The organism is Neoroseomonas lacus (assembly GCF_014644535.1).
GTDB classification, from domain to species: Bacteria; Pseudomonadota; Alphaproteobacteria; order Acetobacterales; family Acetobacteraceae; genus Neoroseomonas; species Neoroseomonas lacus.
On record NZ_BMKW01000009.1, the window covers coordinates 192,105 to 211,776 of the forward strand.

The following is a 19,672-nucleotide window of genomic DNA, read 5'->3' on the forward strand; positions in this document are numbered from 1 at the left end:
GCCCACCATGTCTGTCCTGGTGCAATTCGCCATCGGTCTGGTGTTCGGGCTCGGCCTCGTGGTCGCCGGCATGTCGAACCCCGCCAAGGTGCTGAACTTCCTTGACCTCGGCGCCATCCCGAGCGGCGGCTGGGACCCGAGCCTCGCCTTCGTCATGGCCGGCGGCATCGCCGTCACCTTCGTCGGATACCGCCTCGTGCTGCGCCGGTCGCAGCCGATCTTCGGTGGGACGTTCCATCTGCCGACTTCCACCGATATCGATGCGCGGATCATCGCGGGTCCGGCGATCTTTGGCATCGGCTGGGGCCTGGCGGGCTTCTGCCCGGGGCCGGCCTTCACCGCGCTGACCGTGGGCGGCAACCCGGCGCTGATCTTCGTCGCCGCGATGATGGTTGGCATGGGCGCGGCGCGCTGGCTCGCCAACCGCCCCGCAGCGTCGCTTCCCGTCGCACCGCGCGCCTGACAACAACGAAAGGAGACTGTCCGTGAACACCATCCCCCATCGCGTCGACCTGCTGGTGAAGCCGGAGGTGACAGCCTTCTTCGATGCGCCGACCAACACCATCAGTTATGTCGTGAAGGACCCGGGTTCCAACGCCTGCGCGGTGATCGATTCCGTGATGGACATCGACTACGCCGCCGGCCGTATCACCCATGACTCCGCTGATGCGATCATCGGTTTCATCAAGGAGCATGACCTGCATCTCGAATGGCTGATCGAGACGCATGTGCATGCCGATCACCTTTCGGCCGCACCGTACATCCAGGGAAAGCTCGGCGGCCGCATTGGCATCGGCGAGAAGATAACCGTCGTGCAGGACGTCTTCGGCAAGGTGTTCAACGAGGGAACCGAGTTCCGTCGTGACGGCAGCCAGTTCGACCGTCTGTTCAAGGATGGCGACACCTACAACATCGGCGGCATGACTGCCTTCGCGCTGCATACGCCAGGCCACACGCCGGCCTGCATGACGCATGTGGTCGGCGATGCCGCCTTCGTTGGCGACACGCTGTTCATGCCCGATGGTGGCTCGGCGCGCGCCGACTTCCCAGGCGGCGATGCGCGCATCCTGTTCCGCTCGATCCATCGCGTGCTGGAACTGCCGCCGGAGACGCGGCTGTTCATGTGCCACGACTACGGGCCCAACGGCCGCGACATCAAGTGGGAGACCACGGTCGCTGAGGAGCGCGCGCACAACATCCACGTCAAGGACGGCATCAGCGAGGATGAGTTCGTCGCGATGCGCGAGGCGCGCGACAAGACGCTCGGCATGCCGCGGCTGATCCTACCATCGCTGCAGGTGAACATGCGCGCCGGTGCGCTGCCGCCGGCGGAGCCGAATGGCCGCGTCTTCCTCAAGGTGCCCGTCAACGCGCTGTGACCGTGGGCCGCGCGCCCCAAGACCAGGACAGAAACGCCATGCAGCCCAAGATGATCGACGCGACACTCTCGGTGTCGCCGCAGGTCTCGATCGAGGATGTCGCCGCGATCGCCGCGGCCGGCTTCCGGTCGATCCTGTGCAACCGTCCCGATGGCGAGGGCGCCGACCAGCCCGTCTTCGCCGAGATCGAGGCCGCGGCGACGCAGGCCGGGTTGCAGGCCGTCTATCAGCCGGTCGTCTCCGGCAAGGTGCAGGATGGCGATGCCGCGCAGTTCGGCGCGCATTTCGCGGCCCTGCCCAAGCCGGTGCTGGCCTATTGCCGGTCCGGCACGCGCTCGGCGACGCTGTGGTCGCTGTCCGAGGCGGCACGCGGCCGGCCGCTGCCGGAGATTCTCGGCGCCACCAAGGCGGCGGGGTATGACATGGGCGGTGTCGCGCGACGCATCGCCAATGGCGGGCGCACGCCGACGGACATCGCCGATGCGACGCACCAGGTGGTGATCATCGGCGGCGGCGCGGCGGGGATCGCGGTGGCGTCCAGCCTCAAGGCGCGCAAGCCTGACCTCGACATCGCGGTGATCGATCCAGCGGAGATCCACTACTACCAGCCTGGCTGGACGATGGTTGGCGCGGGCGTCTTTGACCCGGCGACCACGGCGCGGACGATGGCCTCGCTGATCCCGTCCGGCGTGCGCTGGATCAAGGCCGCGGTGGCCGCCTTCGAACCGGACAAGAACGCCGTCATCCTCGATGGCTGCCGCGTGGTGAAATACACCTCGCTGGTGGTCGCTCCGGGGCTGAAGCTGAACTGGGCGGGGATCGAGGGGCTGACCGAGACGCTCGGCCGCCATGGCGTGACGTCGAACTACCGCTACGACCTCGCGCCCTATACTTGGGATTGCGTGCAAGGGCTGAAGGCGGGTCGCGCGGTCTTCACCCAGCCGCCGATGCCGATCAAATGTGCCGGCGCGCCGCAGAAGGCGCTGTACCTGTCCGCTGATCATTGGCTGCGGACAGGGCGGCTCGGCGACATCAGTGTCGATTTCTACAACGCTGGCGCCGTCCTGTTCGGCGTGAAGGAATACGTGCCGGCGCTGATGCGCTACATCGAGCGCTATCACGCGCAGCTGCATTTCCAGCATAATCTGACACGCGTGGACGGACCGGCGCGGCGTGCCTGGTTCACCCGCACCGATGCCGATGGCGCGAAGACCAAGGTCGAGACCGCGTTCGACATGCTGCATGTCGTCCCACCGCAGATCGCGCCGGATTTCATTCGCGTCTCGCCACTCGCCGATGCGGCGGGCTGGGTCGATGTCGACCAGGCGACGCTGCGCCACAAGACGCTGCCCGGCGTCTATGGCCTTGGCGATGCGACCAACGCGCCCAATGCGAAAACCGCGGCGGCGGCCCGCAAGCAGGCACCGGTCGTCGCGCATAATCTGCTGAAGGATATCGGCGCCATCATGGGCGGCGACGCGGTCTATGACGGCTATGGTTCCTGCCCGCTGACAGTCGAGCGCGGCAAGATCGTGCTCGCCGAATTCGGCTATGGCGGCAAGCGGTTGCCGAGCTTCCCGTCCTGGCTGATCGACGATACGCAGCCCAGCCATCTCGCCTGGCTGCTCAAGGAACGGATGCTGCCGCCGATCTATTGGAAGGCCATGCTGCGCGGCAAGGAATGGATGGCCAAGCCGGAATTGGTGCAATGACCTTTCAAATCGCGACGCTCGCCACCGGCTCGGGCGGGCTGGTGGGGTTCGTGCTCGGCCTGATCGGCGGCGGTGGCTCGATCCTCGCCGTGCCGTTGCTGATGTACGTGGTGGGCGTCAGTTCGCCGCATGTGGCGATCGGCACCAGCGCCGTGGCGGTGGCCGCGAGCGCCTTCGGCAATGTCATCGGCCATGCGCGCGCGGGCAATGTGAAATGGCCCTGTTCCCTCGTCTTCGCGGCCAGCGGGGTTGCCGGTGCCGCGCTCGGTTCCAGCCTGGGCAAGCAGCTCGATGGGCAGAAGCTAATCGTGCTGTTCGGCGTGCTGATGGTGGCGATCGCCATGCTGATGTTGCGCCCGAAAAGGAACCTGGGTGACCCGTCGGTGGCACTGACCTGGGAGAGTTCGCGGCATCTGCTGCCCAGGCTCGTCGGCATCGGCTTTGGTGCGGGGATGATGGCGGGTTTCTTCGGCATCGGCGGCGGCTTCCTGATCGTGCCGGGACTGGTAGCGGCGACCGGCATGCCCTTGCTCTACGCGATCGGGTCGTCGCTGGTCGCGGTCACCGCCTTCGGCGTGACGACGGCGGCGAATTACGCGTTGTCGGGCTTCGTCGATTGGCCGCTGGTCGGGCTGTTCATCGCGGGCGGCCTGGTCGGCGGCGTGTTCGGCGGCAGGCTTGCCGGGTTCCTGGCGGGGAAGAAGCAGCTGCTGTCGCAGGTCTTCGCGGCCATCGTCGCGATCGTCGGGCTCTATGTCGTCTATAAGGGGCTGGTGGCTCTCGGCTATCTTTGATGGGGCGGGCGTCGTCGCGCCCGCCTCAGCAGGCGATGACGTTCACTGCCAGGCCACCGAGCGATGTCTCCTTGTATTTGTGCGACATGTCGAAGCCAGTCTGTCGCATCGTCGCCACCGCCTGATCGAGACTCACCAGGTGCTGGCCGTCGCCATGCAGGGAGAGACGCGCGGCATTGATCGCCTTCACCGCGCCGATCGCGTTGCGTTCGATGCAGGGCACCTGGACCAGGCCGCCCACAGGGTCGCAGGTCAGGCCCAGATTGTGTTCCAGCCCGATCTCGGCGGCGTTCTCCACCTGGGCGTTGCTGCCGCCCATGGCCGCGGCGAGCCCTGCCGCCGCCATGGCGCAGGCGGAGCCGACCTCGCCCTGGCAACCGACCTCCGCGCCCGAGATCGAGGCGTTGCGCTTGATGATCGCGCCGATCGCCGCGGCCGTGAGCAGGAAGGTCTCCACCCCGGCGACATGCGCCTCGGGGACGAAGCGTTCGTAGTATTCCAGCACGGCCGGGACGATGCCGGCGGCGCCGTTGGTCGGCGCTGTCACCACGCGGCCGCCGGCGGCATTCTCCTCATTCACCGCCAGGGCCCAGAGATTGACCCAATCCATCGCCTCCAGCGGGTCGGCCTCGTTGCGCTGCGCCCGTGCCTCAAGCCGGCGCAGCAGAGCTGGGGCGCGACGTCGCACGCGCAGGCCGCCGGGCAATTCGCCCTCCCCGCGCAGGCCGCGGGCGATGCAGGCTTTCATCGCGGCACGAATGTGCGCGATGCCGTCGGCAAGCGCGGTCGCGCCGCGCAGGCTCACCTCATTCGCCCGCATGAGGCCGGCGATCGACAGGCCTTCCGCATCGGCACGTTCGATCAGTTCCACGGCATCCGCGAAGGGGTGGGGTATGGTCGGTGCCCCACCTTGCCCTGTGCCCATTAAGGGCTCGCCTTGCTCGTCGACGACGAAGCCACCACCGACCGAATAATAGATTCGAGCGACATCGGCCTGCTCATCTGCGCCCGCCGTCAGTCGCAAAGCATTGGGATGAAACGGCAACATGTCGCGGGGCCGGAAGATGATGTCGGCCGCTGGATCGAAGGCGATGCGTCGGCCGGATGGCAGCACCAGCCGGCGCAGCCGCCGGACCTCGTCGACAAGGGTTGCGGCATCATCCGGATCAACCGTCTCCGGTTGAGCGCCGGTGAGGCCGAGGATGACGGCAGCATCCGTGCCATGCCCCTTTCCCGTCAAGGCGAGGGAGCCGAAGAGCTCGACGGTCACGGTCTCGGGCGACCCATGGCGCTCGGCCTCGGCGGCGAAATGCGCGGCGGCCAGCATGGGGCCTACCGTGTGGGAACTCGACGGACCGATGCCGATCCTGAACAGGTCGAACAGCCCGATCCACGACGGCGCCGATGGGGTCATTGGTGACATGCTTCCGCGATCGGTTGGCGAAGGCCAAGACGCATCTTTCGGTGCGGAGCGACGGCAGCGCAACGCATTTCGTCGCCACGTCGCCAGCCCGTTGTGCGGTTCTGGCAGATCGTCCCCACGATGCGCGTGATCTTGGGGGCCGGCAGGCCGACGCGGTCAGGCCGCCGTTGTTCCGCCGAGATAGGCGTCGCGGATGCGCGGGTCGCGCAGCAATGCGGCAGCCGGGCCGTCGAGCGCGATCTGGCCGGTCTGCAATACGTAGCCGTAATGGGCGATGCCCAGCGCCAGGCTGGCATTCTGTTCGACCATGAAGATCGTCACGCCCTCTCGGTTGATCGTCTCGATCAACGCCAGGACGCGATCCACGAAGAGGGGCGAAAGGCCCATGGTCGGCTCATCCATCACAATGAGCTTGGGGCGCCCCATCAGCGCGCGGGCCATGGCGAGCATTTGCTGCTCGCCGCCGGACATGGTGCCGGCCTTCTGCTTCAGCCGCTCGCGCAGGCGGGGGAACAGCGCGAGCACGCGTTCCTCATCCTGCGCGATGGCGGCGCGGTCGCTGCGCGTATAGGCGCCCATCAGCAGGTTCTCGCGCACCGTCATGGCGCCGAACAGGCGGCGCGCCTCCGGCACCGAGCCGATGCCGCGGCGGATGATGGCCGGTGTCGGCAGGCCGGTGATCTCGGCACCATCGAACCAGACCTGGCCCGAGCGCGGCCGCTGGAGGCCGAGGATGGTCTTCATCGTGGTGGATTTGCCGCTGGCATTGCCGCCGAGAAGACAGACGATCTGCCCGGCACGCACCTCCATGCTCAGGTCGAAATGCACCTGGACAGGGCCGTAGAAGGAATTGATGCGGTCGAGCCGCAGCAGCGCGGCCTCGGTTGCGCTCATGGCACGGCCTCCTGCTGCGCCCCGCCCGTCTCGCGGTGACCGAGATAGGCCTCGATCACCGCGGGATCGTTGCGCACCGCCTGCGGCAAGCCCTCGGCGATGCGCCGGCCGTCATCCATGACGATGATGCGGTCCGACAGGCGCATCACCATCTCGAGCTTGTGCTCGATCAGCAGGATGGTAAGGCCGCTGCGCTTGAGATCGTGCACCACCTCCTGCATCTCCGCCGTCTCGGTCGGGTTCATGCCGGCGGTTGGCTCGTCGAGCAGCAGCAGCTTGGGATGCAGGGCCAGGGCGCGGGCGATCTCGACGCGGCGTCGATTGGCGTAGGACAGGCTGAAGGCGGGATGGTCCAGCCGTGGCAGCAGGCGTTCGCCGAACAGGGAGAGGATGCGCATGGCGTCGTCACGCAGGGCGGCTTCCTCAGCCTTCACGGCGGCGGGGCGGACGGCGGCGAGGGCGAATTCCAGCAGTGGGCCGACCACCGGCACCGCGGGCTTCACGGCGCGCAGGCGCGTATGCGCACCGACCAGAACGTTGTCGAGCACGCTGAGATTGCCGAAGACGCGGCCATGCTGGAAGGTCCGCGCCATGCCGAGCCTGGCCAGGCGCTCCGGCGCGGCGCGGGTGATGTCCTGGCCGAGAAAGTGCACGCTGCCGGCATCGGGCGCATCGAGGCCACTGATCAGGTTGAACAGCGTTGTCTTGCCGGCGCCGTTCGGGCCGATGATGCTCAGCAATTCGCCTTCGCGCAGGTCGAACAGCGCGTCGGCGACGGCGGTGACGCCGCCGAAATGCTTCTGCAGGCCGCGCACTTCGAGGAACGCCGCCATCACACCGTCCCCAACAGGCCCTGCGGGCGGAAGCGGATCAACAGCAACAGCACGACGCCGTAGATCAGGATGCGGTATTCTGCGAGGTCGCGGAACGCCTCCGGCAGCGCGATCAGCAGCGTCGCGCCGAGCACGGCGCCGAGCACATTCCCCAGCCCGCCGAGGATCACCATGGTCAGCGCCAGGATGGAGATCGAGGCGCTGAAGGTCTCGTGATTGATGTAGGAATAGATGTGGGCGGTGATGGCGCCGCTGATGCCGGCGGCGAAGCCACCATAGCCGAAGGCCAGCGCCTTGTAGCGGTCGCCGACCACGCCATAGGAGCGCGCCGCGACGCTGTCGTCGCGGATGGCGCGCCAGCTGCGCCCGAGATGCGAGTTCAGCAAACGAACCTGCAGCAGCGCGAGCAGCACCAGCACGACGAGTGACAACCAATAAGTGCTCTCCACCGAGCCGAAATCGTAGCCGAAGATCTCCAGCGGCGGGATGCCGCCGAGGCCGATGGCGCCATGCGTCAGCCCGGTCCAGTTGAGGATGACGAGAGAGACGATCTCGCCGATCCCCAGCGTGGCGATCGAGACGTAATGTCCGGTCAGCCGGAAGGCCGGGAAGACCAGCGCCGTGCCGAGGGCGGCGGTGATCAGCCCGGCGGCCGGCATCGCCAGCGCGACCGGCCAGCCGCCATCGAGCGCCAGCAGGCCCGAGGCATAGCCGCCGATCGCCAGCAGCGCCGCATGGCCGAGGGAGATCTGCCCCACCGTTCCGGCGACGAGTGTCAGGCTCAGCGCCAACATCGCGTAGAGCAGTGAATTCGCGCCGATCTGCAGCAGGTAGGGATGCCCGGTGAGGGGCAGAAGCGCTGCCACGACGATGATCGCCACCACTGCCCAACGCGGCACCTTGAGTGGCCGCGAGCGGGTGATGAAGGTGCCGGTCATCGGCTCCGGCGGCAGCGAACGGCGCCCGGCGAACAGGCCGTTCGGCCGCCACACCAGCATCGCGATCAGCACCACGAAGGCGAACAGGTTGCGGTAGGAGGTGCCGAACAGCGCGATGCCGTAGCTTTCGGTCAGGCCGAGGATCAGCGAACCGGCGATCGCGCCGGGCACATTGCCGAGCCCGCCGATGATCAACGCGACGATGCCCTTGAGCGTGGCCTCGAAGCTCATCGCCGGGCTGATCTGGTTGTAGTACATCCCGACCAGCAACCCACTGAGGCCGCCGAGCGCCGAGGCGATGGCGAAGACCGCCATGTTCACCTTGTTGATGTCGACGCCCATCTGCAGCGCCGCGTCGGAATCCTGCGCCGTCGCGCGCACCGCCCAGCCCAGTTTGGTGAAGCGCAGGAAGCCATACAGCACCACCGCCGAGACGAGCCCGATGCCGGCGATCAGCAGGTCGAGTGCGCCGATCGTGCCGCCGCCGAGCGGGATGCGCCATTCCGGCACCTGCATCGGCACCGCCCGCGGATCCGGCGAGAAGATCAGTTGCACGATCTGGTCGAGCACCAGTGTGATGCCGATGGTGGCGAGCAGCGGCGCGATTCGCGAGGAACCATGCAGCGGCCGCAGCCCGATGCGTTCGATCCCGACGCCAACGAGCGCCGAGACGATCACGACGCACAGGATGGTCAGCGGCAGCGGCGTGCCGAGATAGGTGATCGCCGCCCACCCCACATAGGCGCCGACCACATAGACCGAGCCGTGCGCGAAATTCACCAGATTGGCGACGCCGTAGATCAGCGCGAGACCCACAGCGAGGAGCGCGTAGATGTTGCCGATGACGAAGCCGTTGACGGTGTAGTCGAACCAGGCGTTCACGCGCGGCGCATTCCGATCACCGGCCGGCTCAGGATGGCGTCCCGCCCTCGAACAACTGGAACTGCCCGTCGCGCACCACCAGCCGCTTGTAGCGGGCGCCGGCGACGCGGCGTGTCTCGGGATCGAACTGGATGGTGCCGAAGATCACGCTCGGCACGCCACGCACCTCGGCGATGCCCTGGCGGATTGCAGGGCGCGTCGTGCCGTAGCGGTTCACCAGGGTGGAGACCAGCACCATCGTGTCATAGGCGGTGGCGTTGAAGGTGTCGGGGTCGCGATTGAATTTCGCCTTGAAGGCGGTGACGAAGCGCTGCACCTCGGCGCGTTGTTCGCCGGGGAAGAAGGTGGTGCTGCAATGCACGCCGTTCACCGCCTCGCCGCCAAGCTCAATCAGCTTCGGCGAGTAGACGGAGCTGACTGCCACGATCGCCTGCGGCAAGGCCATGGTGCGGATCTGCCGCACGATGGTGGCCGCATCGGCGTAGTACGCGATGAGGACGATGCAATCGGGGTTGCTGTCGCGAATACGCACCAGGGTGGAGCGGAAGTCGCGTTCGTTCGGCAGGAAGCCTTCTGCTGCGGTAACCGCGGCACCTTTGGCCTGCGCCGCTGCGACGAATAGATTCTTGCTGGTCACGCCCCAGTCGGTATTGAGGTGAATCACACCGAGTCGTCGCTTGCCGAGCCCAGTGATGGCGTATTCGGCGAGTTGCGGCTGTTCCTCCGCCTGGCTGATCGAGCTGCTCCACATGTAGTCGCCGCCCTTGGTGAAGTCCGGGTGCGAATTGGTGAAGCCGAACTGCACGAGCCGTGCCCGTTGATAGATCGGCGATGCGGCCATCGAGGCCGGGGAGGAGAAGTCGCCAAGTTCCATGATGATACGCGGATCGTTGACGAATTTCTGCGCGATGGCGACGGATTGCCGCGGATCCGACTGGCTGTCCTCGAAGATGTAGCGAACGGGGTGCGCCGCCGTCGGGTTCAGCTCATCGAGCGCGAGGTCGAAACTGTCCTTCCACTGCGCGCCGTATTGTGCATTCGGGCCGGTCAGCGGACCGCTGACGCCGACGAAGACGGGATCTGCGGCATTGGCCAGGCGGCCGATCGCGAATGACCCGAGGGCAGCCGCGGTGGCGGACAGCACGGAACGGCGATGCAATCTCATTAATCTCTCCCGCATGCTTCACGACGTGCAGGGACGTTCGCTCCGTCGTGATCATGGCGCTGAATTCCGTGATCCGCCAAGCGCCAAATTGCAGGCGCCACGCAGGCGCGCAACCGGCCCATCTAGCGGGCAGCCATGGCGGGGCGCAGCGGGTCGCCCCAGGCGGCGGCGATCTTCTCCACCTCGCGACCGACCCGCAGCAGCAGGGCTTCGTCGAACGGGCGGCCCACGAGTTGGGCGGAAAGCGGCAGGCCGGTGGCGCTGAGCCCCGCCGGCATGGACAGTGCGGGATTGCCGGTGACGTTGAAGGGCATCGTCTGGATGTGCATCGGCCCCGGCATGTCCGACGGGAAGGCCGAGAAGGGCGGCGCCGGGCCGAGCGCGCAGGCCGTCAGCAGCACATCGTAGCGGGAGAGCGCATCGCGATTCACCGCCTCCGCCAATTCGCGGCGCAGGCGCTGCGCTTGCATGTAGTCCGCCGCGCTGATCGATGCCGCGACGGAGACGCGCATGAAGAACAGCTCGCCATAATCCTGCGGGCGGCTGCGCAGGTCAGCCTCGTGGATCGCGAAGGCCTCCGCGAGCAGGATGACGCGGCCGCAGGCGTTGAAGAGTTCGTAGTCGGGCAACGTGACGTCCTCGACGATGGCGCCGGCATCGCGCAGCGCATCGGCCAGGCGATCGAGGGCCGCTGCCGTCTCCTCAGTCAGCCCCGTGGCATCGCGCCAGAGATTGCGCGGCAGGCCGACGCGCAGCCCGGCCACACCGCCTTCAAGCCCGGAGAGCAGGTCCGGCGCGGCCCGATCGGCGCTGGCCGGGTCGTTGGGATCGTAGCCGGCGATGACCTGCGTGGTGATCGCAGCGTCCTCCACGCTGGCCGACAGAGGGCCGCAATGGTCGAGCGTGTAGGAAAGCGGGAAGACGCCCCGCCGGCTCACCAGCCCATAGGTCGGCTTCAGCCCCACCGTGCCGCAATAGGCGGCGGGTCCGCGGATGGAACCGCCCGTATCGGAGCCCATCGCGGTCCGCACCAACCCCGCCGCGACAGCTGCGCCCGAACCGGAGGAGGAGCCGCCCGTCACATGGTCGAGGTTCCACGGGTTGCGCGCCGGGGGAAATGGGAGGTCGAAGCTCGGACCACCCAGCGCGAATTCATGCGTCGCGAGCTTGCCGAGCAGCACACCGCCAGCGGCCGTGAACTTGCGCGCGACGACGCTGTCGAATTCCGGAACGTTGTCGATCCGCAGCTTCGAGTGGCAGGTCGTGCGGATGCCGGCAGTGTCGTAGATGTCCTTCAGGGCATAGGGGATCCCGTGCATCGGCCCGCGGTCGTGCCCGGCCGCCAGTTCGGCATCGGCGCGCGCGGCGTCGGCCAGCGCGCGAGCCTCGGTGACCAGGACGAAGCTGTGCAGCGCGCTATCGAGTGCGGCGATGCGCTCGAGGCTGTGTTGCGTCAACGCCGTCGACGTCAGGCTGCCGTCGCGCAGCCGGCGGCCCGCCTCGGCGATCGGGAGTTCGTCCAGCGCCGTCACGACGTGCGCTCCCGCGTGATGGTGTCGATTACATAGGTTCCAGCCGGCTCGGCGGCGGCGGTGCGCGGGCCGCGCAGCACCGGCAGCATTGCTTGCAGGTCGCGATAGGTCGCAAGCATTCCGCGGCGACGGCCCGGCGGCAGCGTGATTCCGGCGCGCTTCAGCACCAGGTCGAGTTCGGGTTCTTGTTCGTCGTTCATGGCAGTTCCTGTCAGTTCAGGGCGCGCGGGTGGGTGCCTGGGGCACGAGACCCGCTTCGATCTCGGCGGTGTCGAGGACATCGCCAAAGGAGAGGTAGAAGTTGATCAGCGAGGCATTGTGCTCGGCATCCGTCATCGCGGCATTCGCATCGGCGACCATCACGGTGCGGAAGTTCAGCATCATCGCGTCGCGCGCCGAGGATTCGCAGCAGACATTCGTCAGCGTGCCGGCGATCAGCACAGTGTCGATCCCCTGCGCCCGGAGCCGCGCCTCGAGGTCCGATGCGCCGGCGATGAAGGCGCTGTAGCGATGCTTCGGGACGATGGCGTCGCCATCGCGGATATCGAGTTCCGGCCAGAAGGCATGGCCGGGGCTGCCAGGCGTCATCGATCGGATGCGCGCGGCGCGCCGAGCGGGGCTCGCCTGTTCCTCGAGCACAGACCACTCCTCGCGCGAGCGTTCATCGGAGGCGTTCTGCACCCAGAACACCGACCCGCCGGCGTCGCGCAGGCTCGTTGCCAGGCGGTTGATGGTCGGGACGATGAGCGACGCGGTCGGCACGCAGGAATGCCCGACATCAGCGCGCATGTACCCGTTCTGCATGTCGATGACGACGAGCGCGGTGCGTGCGGCATCGAGCCGCGCGAAGGGATGCGCGGTGCCGCAGCGCCGCACGACGCGTTCGACGACGCTGTCGGGAATGTTGACGCGATGCGCCATCAGACCAGCGCCGCCTCGGGCGCATGCACGCGCAGGCAGCGCGCGATCCGTCCCGGTGCCGCTTCGATCGCCGGCGGTGTGGTCGTGCGACAATCGTCGCCGGCCAGGCTGCAGCGCGGGGCGAAGCTGCATCCCGGAGGCAGGTTGCGCATGTCGGGTGGCGCGCCGGGGATGGTTTCCAGGTCGCGCCCGGGTGGCTGGTCATGCACGGTCGAAGCGAGCAGGCCGGCGGTATAGGGATGCAGTGGGGAGCGCAGCACGTCCCGCACCGGGCCGCTTTCGACCACGCGACCGGCATACATGACGGCGACGCGGTCGGCGATCTCGGCGGCCACGCCGAGGTCGTGCGTCACGAAGATCACCGACATGCCGAGTTCCTGTTGCAGGCGCCGCAGCAGGATCAGTACCTGGATCTGCACCGTCGCATCGAGCGCGGTGGTGGGCTCGTCGGCCAGCAACAGCTTTGGTTCGCAGGACAACGCCAGGGCGATCATCGCGCGTTGCCGCAAGCCGCCCGACAATTCATGCGGATAGGCGTCGAGGCGCTGCTGCGCGGAGGGGATGCGCACCAGCTCGAACAGGTCGAGTGCACGCTGGCGGGCCGCGGCCTGGTTGACGCCGCGATGCAGGCGGATCACCTCGGTGATCTGGTCGCCGACGCGCGTCACCGGGTCGAAGGCGGTCATCGGCTCCTGGAAGATCATCGAGACGGTGGCGCCGCGCATGCGCCGCAGCGCGGCTTCGCTCATCGCCAGCACATCTTCCCCGGCCACGCGGATCTTGCCGGTGATGACACTGCGTTTCGGCGGCAGCAGGCGCATCAGCGCGCGCATCGTCACGCTCTTGCCGCTGCCGCTCTCGCCGAGCACGCACAGCACCTCGCCGGGCATCATGGTGAAGGTGACGCCGTTGACGGCGCGCACATTGCTCTCGCGGGTCACGAAGTTGACCGAGAGATCCTCGACCTCGACCAGCGGGCCGGTCTTGCCGGATGCGTTCAATGCCGGATCTCCCGCACGGCCTTGCTGTGGCCGGAGGCCGCATCCTGCATGTGGCAGGCGGCCAGATGCGCCATGACATCACCCTCCCCCAGGGCCGGCGCCCGGGCGCTGCAGACCGGTTCGGCAAAGGGGCAACGGGTGTGGAAGCGGCAGCCGGAGGGCGGGTTGATCGGGCTCGGCGGGTCGCCGCTGACTGGCGCTTCCAATCGCCGGTTGTCGGGGTCGAGGGCGGGGCGCGACGCCAGCAGGGCGCGCGTGTAGGGGTGCTTCGGGGTCTCGTAGATAGCGTTCGAGGGCCCGATCTCCACCACCTCGCCGAGATACATCACCATCACCCGGTCGCTGATCCAGCGCACCACGCTGAGGTCGTGGCTGATGAAGACGTAGGTGAGCTGCAATTCGCGCCGCAGCGCCTGCAACAGGTTCAGCACCTGGGCCTCGATGCTTTTGTCGAGTGCCGAGACCGCTTCGTCCAGGATCACCATGCGCGGGTCGAGCGCCAGGGCGCGGGCGACATTCACCCGCTGCTTCTGCCCGCCGGAGAGTTCGTGCGGATATCGCCCGCCATACAACACCGGGTCGAGCCCGACCTTGGCGAGCAACTGACGCGCCTGCGCCAAGGCCCGGTCGCGCGGCGTGCCGAAGGCGATCGGCCCGAAGGCCACCGAACCCTGCACCGGCATGCGCGGATTGAGCGAGGAGGCGGAATCCTGGAACACCATCTGCACCTGCCGGCGCATCTCGGCGACGCTGATACCGCCGGCCTCGCCGACCGCCTCACCGTCGAAGATGTGCTCGCCACCATCGGGCTTGAGCAGCCGCATCAGAAGCCGGGCGACGGTGGATTTGCCGCAGCCGGATTCACCGACGATGCCGAGCGTCTCCCCCTTCATCACGGTGAAGGAGACGCCGTCGACGGCGCGGACATGGGCGGAGACGCGCCCCAGCACGCCGCTGCGGATCGGGAAATGCTTGCGCAGGTTGCGCACGATGAGCAGCGGCTGGCGCGGGCCGCCGCGGTCGCGCGCATCGATGGGCGCGAGGGTGGTGCTGGTATCCATCGGCATCAGCTCCTGACGTCCATGGCCGAGCGCAGGCCGTCACTCACCATGTTCATGCTGATCGAGGTGATGAGGATCGCGATACCCGGCATGGCTGCGACCAGGGGGCTGATATAGATCGCCTGGCGCAGTGCATTGAGCATCAACCCCCAATCCGGTTCGGGCGGCGTGACGCCGAGGCCGAGGAAGGACAGGCCCGAAGCGAGGATGATGCTGACGGACACCAGGCTGGACGCATAGATGAGCACCGGCCCGAGGATATTGCCCAACACATGGTGCCAGAGCACGAGGCGCAGCGGTGCGCCGGTCGCCTTTGCAGCATCGACGAAGTCTAGGTTGCGCACCTGCGTCGTCGCCGTCTCGGCGACGCGGCAGAGCGGTGGGATGAACACCAGGGTCAGCGCGATCATGCCATTGACGGCACCGCCGCCCATCGCGCCGGAGATGGCGACCGCCAGCAGCACGGAGGGAAAGGCGTAGAACACATCCATCACGCGCATGATCAGCGCATTGATGAGCCCGCCGGCGAAACCCGCCAGCACGCCGAGGCCGCCGCCGATCAGCGTCGCGACCATCACCGGCAGGATACCCATGGTGAGGGTGATCCGCCCGCCGAACAGGATGCGCGAGAGCACGTCGCGTCCCAGCTCGTCGGTGCCGAGAATGTGGCCGCGGTAGCCCGGAGGCTTGAGACGGCGGATGATGCTTTCCTGATACGGATCGAAGGGCGCGATCAGCGGTGCGAAGATCGCACACAGGATGATCAGCAGCAGCACTGTCCCGAAGAGCAGCGTTACCGGGTCATAGCGCAACCGGTAGCCGACATTGCCCCAATAGCCACGCTGCCTGGGTGGCGTCGCGTTGATGGTGGCGGGGGGTGAGGCGGTGGCGGTGGTGGTGGACATGGCGTTCTGCCTCACGCGCGCCGGATGCGCGGGTCGAGCGAGGATTGCAGAAGATCGACGAGCAGGTTGGTCGCGACGAAGATCAACGCGAGCACCAGGATGGTGCCCTGCAGGACGGGGATGTCGCGGGTCAGGATCGCCTTGCTCAGCAGATAGCCGCTGCCGGGCCAGCTGAAGACCGTCTCGACCAGGATCGAGCCGCCCATCAGCGTGCCGAACTGCAGCCCCATCACCGCCAGGATCGGCGGCAGCGCGTTCTTCAGCGCGTGGCGCAGGACGCGCCATTCCGGCACGCCATTGGCCCGCAGCGTGACGATGAATTCCTGGTTCATCATCTCCGACACCGCGGCGCGCGTGGTGCGCGCGATGATGCCGACCGGGATCATTGACAGGGTGAAGACGGGCAGCACCAGGTATTGCAGGTGATCCCAGCTGGTGGGATCGAAGTGGTCGCTGGCCATGCCGGAGGCGGGCAGCGCCATCAGCTCCACGGCGAAGATGATGACGAGCACGATGCCCAGCCAGTAGTTCGGGATCGAGACGCCAAGCACCGCGACGCCGGTCACCAGCCGATCCACCACGGTGCCGACGCGCCGGCCGGCGATGGTGCCCATCACGAAGGCAATGGAGAAGGCGATCAACACCGAGAGCGCTGCCAGCAGCACGGTGTTGCCGAGCGAGCGGGCGATCTCGTTGGAGACTTCGCGTCCGGTCGCGATCGAACGGCCGAGATCGCCATGCGCCACCCGCCACAGCCAGTCGAGATACTGGATCGGCAGTGGGCGATCGAGGCCGTAGAGCGCCTTCAGCCGGTCAACCGTCTCGGCATCCGCGTCGGGTGGCAGCAAGGTCTGCACCGGGTCGCCCGGCGCCAGATAGACCAGCGCAAAGCAGACCATCGAGACGCCGAGGGCGATCGGGACCGCCGACAGCAGCCGGCGCACCACATAGCCGAACATCGCGGCCTCGCTTCAGCGCGGCGCGATGGTGATCGGCGTGAGATCCTGGAACCAGCTCTGCGCCTGCACGAAGCCGCGCACGCGGGGCGACAGGGCGCGTGGGTTCAGGTCATGCACCACCCAGAGCATGACGGCGTCCTCACTCATCCTCTCGTGCATCTGGGTCAGGACCGTCAGCCGTTCAGCCGGGTCGAAGGTCGCCAGCGCGCGGTCGATCAGCGCATCCATCTGGGGGCTCGAATAATGGCCCCAGTTGGAACCGCGCGGCGTGAATTGCGGCGTCCAGGTGAAGCGCATCAGGGCGTTGAACGGGTCCTGCAACGCGCGGCTGATGTTGATGCCGTGCACGTCCTGGTGCCGTTCGCGTCCTTCGCGGCCGACTTGCAGCAGCGCGTTCCAGTCCATCACCTGGAAGGTGACCTGGAAGCCGGCGGCTTCGAGCTGCGACTTCACCAGCTCGTTCATCGGCAGCGGCTGCATCTGCCCCGAGCCTGAAGTGGAGATGGCGAAGGTGACGCGGCAGGGCAGGCAGTTGGCTTCCCGCAGCAGGGCGCGAGCGCGGGCAGGATCGTACTCGTAGCGCACCGGGTTGCCGTAATACGGGCTCGACGGCGGCATGTTGGCGTAGGATTCGAGCGCGACGCCGCCGAGCATCTCGCGGAAGTCCGGGCGGTTCAGCGCGTAGTTGGCGGCGCGGCGGACCCGGACGTCGGCGAACGGACCATCGACGAAGTTGAGCTGGTAGGCCCAGTTGTGCGGATAGGGGTTGGTGACGATCTGCATGCGCGAGGAGCGCAGCCGCGGGATGGCATCGGGTGCCGGCGCCTCGATCCAGTCCACCTGGCCGGACAGCAGCGCGGCGGTGCGGGTCGAGGCCTCGGGCATCGGCAACAGGACCAGGCGGTCATGCTTGGGCACCCGCGCCGTGTCCCAATAGGTGGGGTTGCGCACCAGCTCGAGACGCTCGCCAGGCACCATGCGCGAGAAGCGATAGGGGCCGGTGCCCGACGGATTGCGCGCGAAGGCGTCGGCGTCGTTGTTCACCTCGGCCGAGCGGCGCGGGCTGACCATCATCAGGAAGCTGAGGCTGTAGGGGAACAGGCTGTCGGGCTGCTTGGTGATGAAGGCGACGGTGTGGTCGTCCACCACTTCGAGCGAGTCGAAATTGCCGAGATAGGCACGGGCGAAGGCGAATTGCCGCGCATTGAATTGCGGTGCGCCTTCGCGGGTCAGCCGCTCGAAATTCCAGGCGATGTCGGCGGCGGTGAGCGGCGAGCCGTCATGGAAGGTGACGCCCTGGCGGATATTGAAGATCCAGCGCCGGGTGTTGTTCGGGTCGATCGTCCAGGATGTCGCGAGACCGGGCTTGATGTCGGCAATCCGGTCGTCGCGCGACAGGTCCCACAACACCAGAGAGTCATAGAGATTGTAGCCGACGAAGCGCCAGCCTTCGAAGCCTTGGTCAGGCATGCCGGCGGTCAGCGGGATGTCGCCGGCGGTCATCGCAACGCGCAACACGGTTTCGGGCTGTGCGAGAGCCGGCGGCGTGGAGACGGTGGCAAGCACGGCGACGGCGCCCAGACAGAAGGTCAAACGCTTCATCATGGCAGCTCCTTGCGCGGCGAACCGGCGGAATGGGCCGGCGTGTCGGACGTGTTCCTCGCAAAGCTTGTTGCACCGCAGCGTAGCCGAAGGAGGCATGGTAGCAACAAAGGAAATGCACAAAAAATAGCTCAACATGCCATGAGGCCACTGTGAATGAGGCAAATGTCGGCAAAATGCGTGAAGAGAGAGCATTGATGGTGCGATTTATACCCTTCTCGACGGGCCAGGTTCGCGGGCTGCTGTCTGGCGTGGGGCTCTGCCCAGTCGGCCGGGCCCCCGAAGGCATCGCTGGAGCCTTCCGGAAACGGTACGCGGTTCAGGTCAAGGTCACGCCGGGTGGCTATGCCTCGGATGCCGAGCTGCTCATCGCCTCAATATTGAAGAAAGAAGGTGAGGCTGCTCAGAGGCTCCGGCGCATCTAAGGCGGGGGTGGCCTGGATCCGATTGGGCGGGCTGCTCTGGTATGCGATTCGAGACCCCGATGTCAGTGACATCTGCGCGCCACCGGAGCCCGCGGTCGCAAGGGAGACAGGGTTGCGTCGCGCCGATGGACAGCCTGCGCGGCATTGCTCCGTCAGCGTGGGCGTCGTCATCGCAGTTGTCTGTGCGGTCGTCGGGCCGCGATCATACAGCCGCGAAGTTCCCGGCATCAAAGGGCCGTGACAGGCCAGCCCTATCCGCACGCCGCGCAGGTCATCAGCCCGCGCTTGTCTCTTGCCGACTCGACGGCATAGCCACAGCGCATGCAGTTCGCGGCATCGTCGTCAGCGTCAAACGGGTCAGCGACGCGTCTGGCCGGTTTGCGCTTCGACACGTGGTGTGGCGAATCGGCGGCACGGCTTGCCACGGGGGGCGGGTCTTCGACTGACGTAGTCGGTGCATCAACCGAAATGGCCGTCGGCTCCCACATTGGCATGACATGGGTGACCGGTTTCGCGACGGCCGGCGATTCCGCTTCGGCAGGGGCGGGAAGCAAGACCGGCGGCCTTGCGGGAAAGCCCTGTTCCCAAGTCTCGGAACGGTCGCTCAAGGTCAATCGCCGCGGCTGCCCTTTGCTGGATGACATGCCGCCTGATCGCACATGCACGACCTCGACGACACGGCTTCCCATGGCGCTACCCTTCCGGGGGATGTTCAGCAATTCACGCTTGTCGCTCGACTCAGGCTTCTTCCCGCCAAATCGGGAGAAGACGCGATCAATGTCGGACATGGGTCCTCATGGTTTGCGAAGCGATTCTCTGGCGCAGGTTGGCGCTGTTCCTGGCGCCGCAACGGCGCGACGCTGAGAAGGTGGTTCCTGGCTGGCGACTGCTGAGATGATGCCGAACGCTCAATACAGCCGTCAGTCGTCGCCATCAGCGTCGTGAAGTCAATACCTAGGGTAATTATAGACCAAACACGCATCCTTCAAGGCCGGACAACTCCGCACACGCTGCGGGGCTTATGCGCGATCCGTCTGACACGGCAGCTCCCATCATGCGTGCGGCTCTTGCCCCCCCCAATATATTCGCGGAAGAGTACGAAACATGGGTATTGCGATTCCTGGCGTTGCAACACGCAGAGTCGCGATGTGCTCGAAACGGTGACGGTCATCCGAATTCATAAGTCAGCATTGCAGAAAATAGGACAGAGCATGATACAGGAGACACGCGGAAATATTAAATCTAT

At 66.8% G+C, this 19,672-nt stretch carries 18 protein-coding genes; 4 read left to right on the forward strand and 14 right to left on the reverse strand.

What is annotated here, in order from left to right:
• Positions 1-7 precede the first annotated feature (7 nt).
• From IEY36_RS18750 to IEY36_RS18765, 4 genes are read left to right on the forward strand one after another with little or no spacing between them, the layout of a single operon-like run.
• A complete protein-coding gene (locus tag IEY36_RS18750) occupies positions 8-463 on the forward strand; it encodes a DUF6691 family protein (RefSeq protein WP_188969521.1) in 456 nt (151 codons plus the stop codon).
• A 22-nt stretch (positions 464-485) separates the two neighbouring features.
• The gene (locus IEY36_RS18755; RefSeq protein WP_188969523.1) at positions 486-1,379 is read left to right on the forward strand and encodes an MBL fold metallo-hydrolase; all 894 of its coding nucleotides are present in this window, start codon (positions 486-488) and stop codon (positions 1,377-1,379) included.
• Between the two features lie 38 nt (positions 1,380-1,417).
• Positions 1,418-3,091, forward strand: a complete 1,674-nt coding sequence (locus tag IEY36_RS18760) for a bifunctional protein tyrosine phosphatase family protein/NAD(P)/FAD-dependent oxidoreductase (RefSeq protein ID WP_188969530.1) — start codon at positions 1,418-1,420, stop codon at positions 3,089-3,091.
• Positions 3,088-3,885: a sulfite exporter TauE/SafE family protein gene (locus tag IEY36_RS18765; RefSeq protein WP_188969532.1), complete on the forward strand. Its 798-nt coding sequence runs from the start codon at positions 3,088-3,090 to the stop codon at positions 3,883-3,885. Before IEY36_RS18760 ends, IEY36_RS18765 begins: the two co-directional genes overlap by 4 nt.
• Before the next feature lie 25 nt (positions 3,886-3,910).
• Here IEY36_RS18765 and IEY36_RS18770 read toward each other — a convergent pair whose 3' ends face one another.
• The 14 genes from IEY36_RS18770 to IEY36_RS18835 all read right to left on the reverse strand — a co-directional run bounded on the left by IEY36_RS18770 (position 3,911) and on the right by IEY36_RS18835 (position 19,214).
• Positions 3,911-5,299, reverse strand: coding sequence for an L-serine ammonia-lyase (locus IEY36_RS18770; RefSeq protein ID WP_188969534.1), 1,389 nt, complete (start codon positions 5,297-5,299; stop codon positions 3,911-3,913).
• Positions 5,300-5,464: 165 nt separating this feature from the next.
• Positions 5,465-6,202 (reverse strand): ABC transporter ATP-binding protein, encoded by a 738-nt coding sequence (locus tag IEY36_RS18775; protein WP_188969536.1) that lies wholly within the window; start codon positions 6,200-6,202, stop codon positions 5,465-5,467.
• A complete protein-coding gene (locus IEY36_RS18780) occupies positions 6,199-7,035 on the reverse strand; it encodes an ABC transporter ATP-binding protein (RefSeq protein WP_188969539.1) in 837 nt (278 codons plus the stop codon). The genes IEY36_RS18775 and IEY36_RS18780 overlap by 4 nt, the downstream gene beginning before the upstream one ends.
• Positions 7,035-8,855, reverse strand: a complete 1,821-nt coding sequence (locus tag IEY36_RS18785) for an ABC transporter permease (RefSeq protein WP_188969541.1) — start codon at positions 8,853-8,855, stop codon at positions 7,035-7,037. The genes IEY36_RS18780 and IEY36_RS18785 overlap by 1 nt, the downstream gene beginning before the upstream one ends.
• Positions 8,856-8,883: 28 nt before the next feature.
• Positions 8,884-10,020 (reverse strand): ABC transporter substrate-binding protein, encoded by a 1,137-nt coding sequence (locus tag IEY36_RS18790; RefSeq protein WP_229681424.1) that lies wholly within the window; start codon positions 10,018-10,020, stop codon positions 8,884-8,886.
• Positions 10,021-10,142: 122 nt separating this feature from the next.
• A complete protein-coding gene (locus IEY36_RS18795) occupies positions 10,143-11,552 on the reverse strand; it encodes an amidase (RefSeq protein ID WP_188969545.1) in 1,410 nt (469 codons plus the stop codon).
• Entirely contained in the window at positions 11,549-11,752 is a 204-nt protein-coding gene (locus IEY36_RS18800) for a hypothetical protein (RefSeq protein WP_188969547.1), read from the reverse strand. Before IEY36_RS18800 ends, IEY36_RS18795 begins: the two co-directional genes overlap by 4 nt.
• A gap of 16 nt (positions 11,753-11,768) precedes the next feature.
• Complete coding sequence (locus IEY36_RS18805) at positions 11,769-12,473, reverse strand: isochorismatase family protein (protein WP_188969549.1); 705 nt, start codon at positions 12,471-12,473, stop codon at positions 11,769-11,771.
• Positions 12,473-13,474 (reverse strand): ABC transporter ATP-binding protein, encoded by a 1,002-nt coding sequence (locus tag IEY36_RS18810; protein ID WP_188969551.1) that lies wholly within the window; start codon positions 13,472-13,474, stop codon positions 12,473-12,475. Before IEY36_RS18810 ends, IEY36_RS18805 begins: the two co-directional genes overlap by 1 nt.
• Positions 13,471-14,535: an ABC transporter ATP-binding protein gene (locus IEY36_RS18815; RefSeq protein WP_229681425.1), complete on the reverse strand. Its 1,065-nt coding sequence runs from the start codon at positions 14,533-14,535 to the stop codon at positions 13,471-13,473. The genes IEY36_RS18810 and IEY36_RS18815 overlap by 4 nt, the downstream gene beginning before the upstream one ends.
• A 5-nt stretch (positions 14,536-14,540) precedes the next feature.
• Positions 14,541-15,440 carry an ABC transporter permease gene (locus IEY36_RS18820; RefSeq protein ID WP_188969555.1) on the reverse strand — a complete coding sequence of 300 codons (900 nt, stop codon included), beginning with the start codon at positions 15,438-15,440 and terminating at the stop codon, positions 14,541-14,543.
• A gap of 11 nt (positions 15,441-15,451) precedes the next feature.
• Complete coding sequence (locus tag IEY36_RS18825) at positions 15,452-16,399, reverse strand: ABC transporter permease (protein ID WP_188969557.1); 948 nt, start codon at positions 16,397-16,399, stop codon at positions 15,452-15,454.
• A 12-nt stretch (positions 16,400-16,411) separates the two neighbouring features.
• Positions 16,412-18,004 carry an ABC transporter substrate-binding protein gene (locus tag IEY36_RS18830; protein ID WP_188969559.1) on the reverse strand — a complete coding sequence of 531 codons (1,593 nt, stop codon included), beginning with the start codon at positions 18,002-18,004 and terminating at the stop codon, positions 16,412-16,414.
• 673 nt (positions 18,005-18,677) lie between these two features.
• On the reverse strand, positions 18,678-19,214 hold the full coding sequence (locus tag IEY36_RS18835; protein ID WP_188969562.1) for a hypothetical protein: 537 nt from the start codon (positions 19,212-19,214) through the stop codon (positions 18,678-18,680).
• Positions 19,215-19,672: the final 458 nt, after the last annotated feature.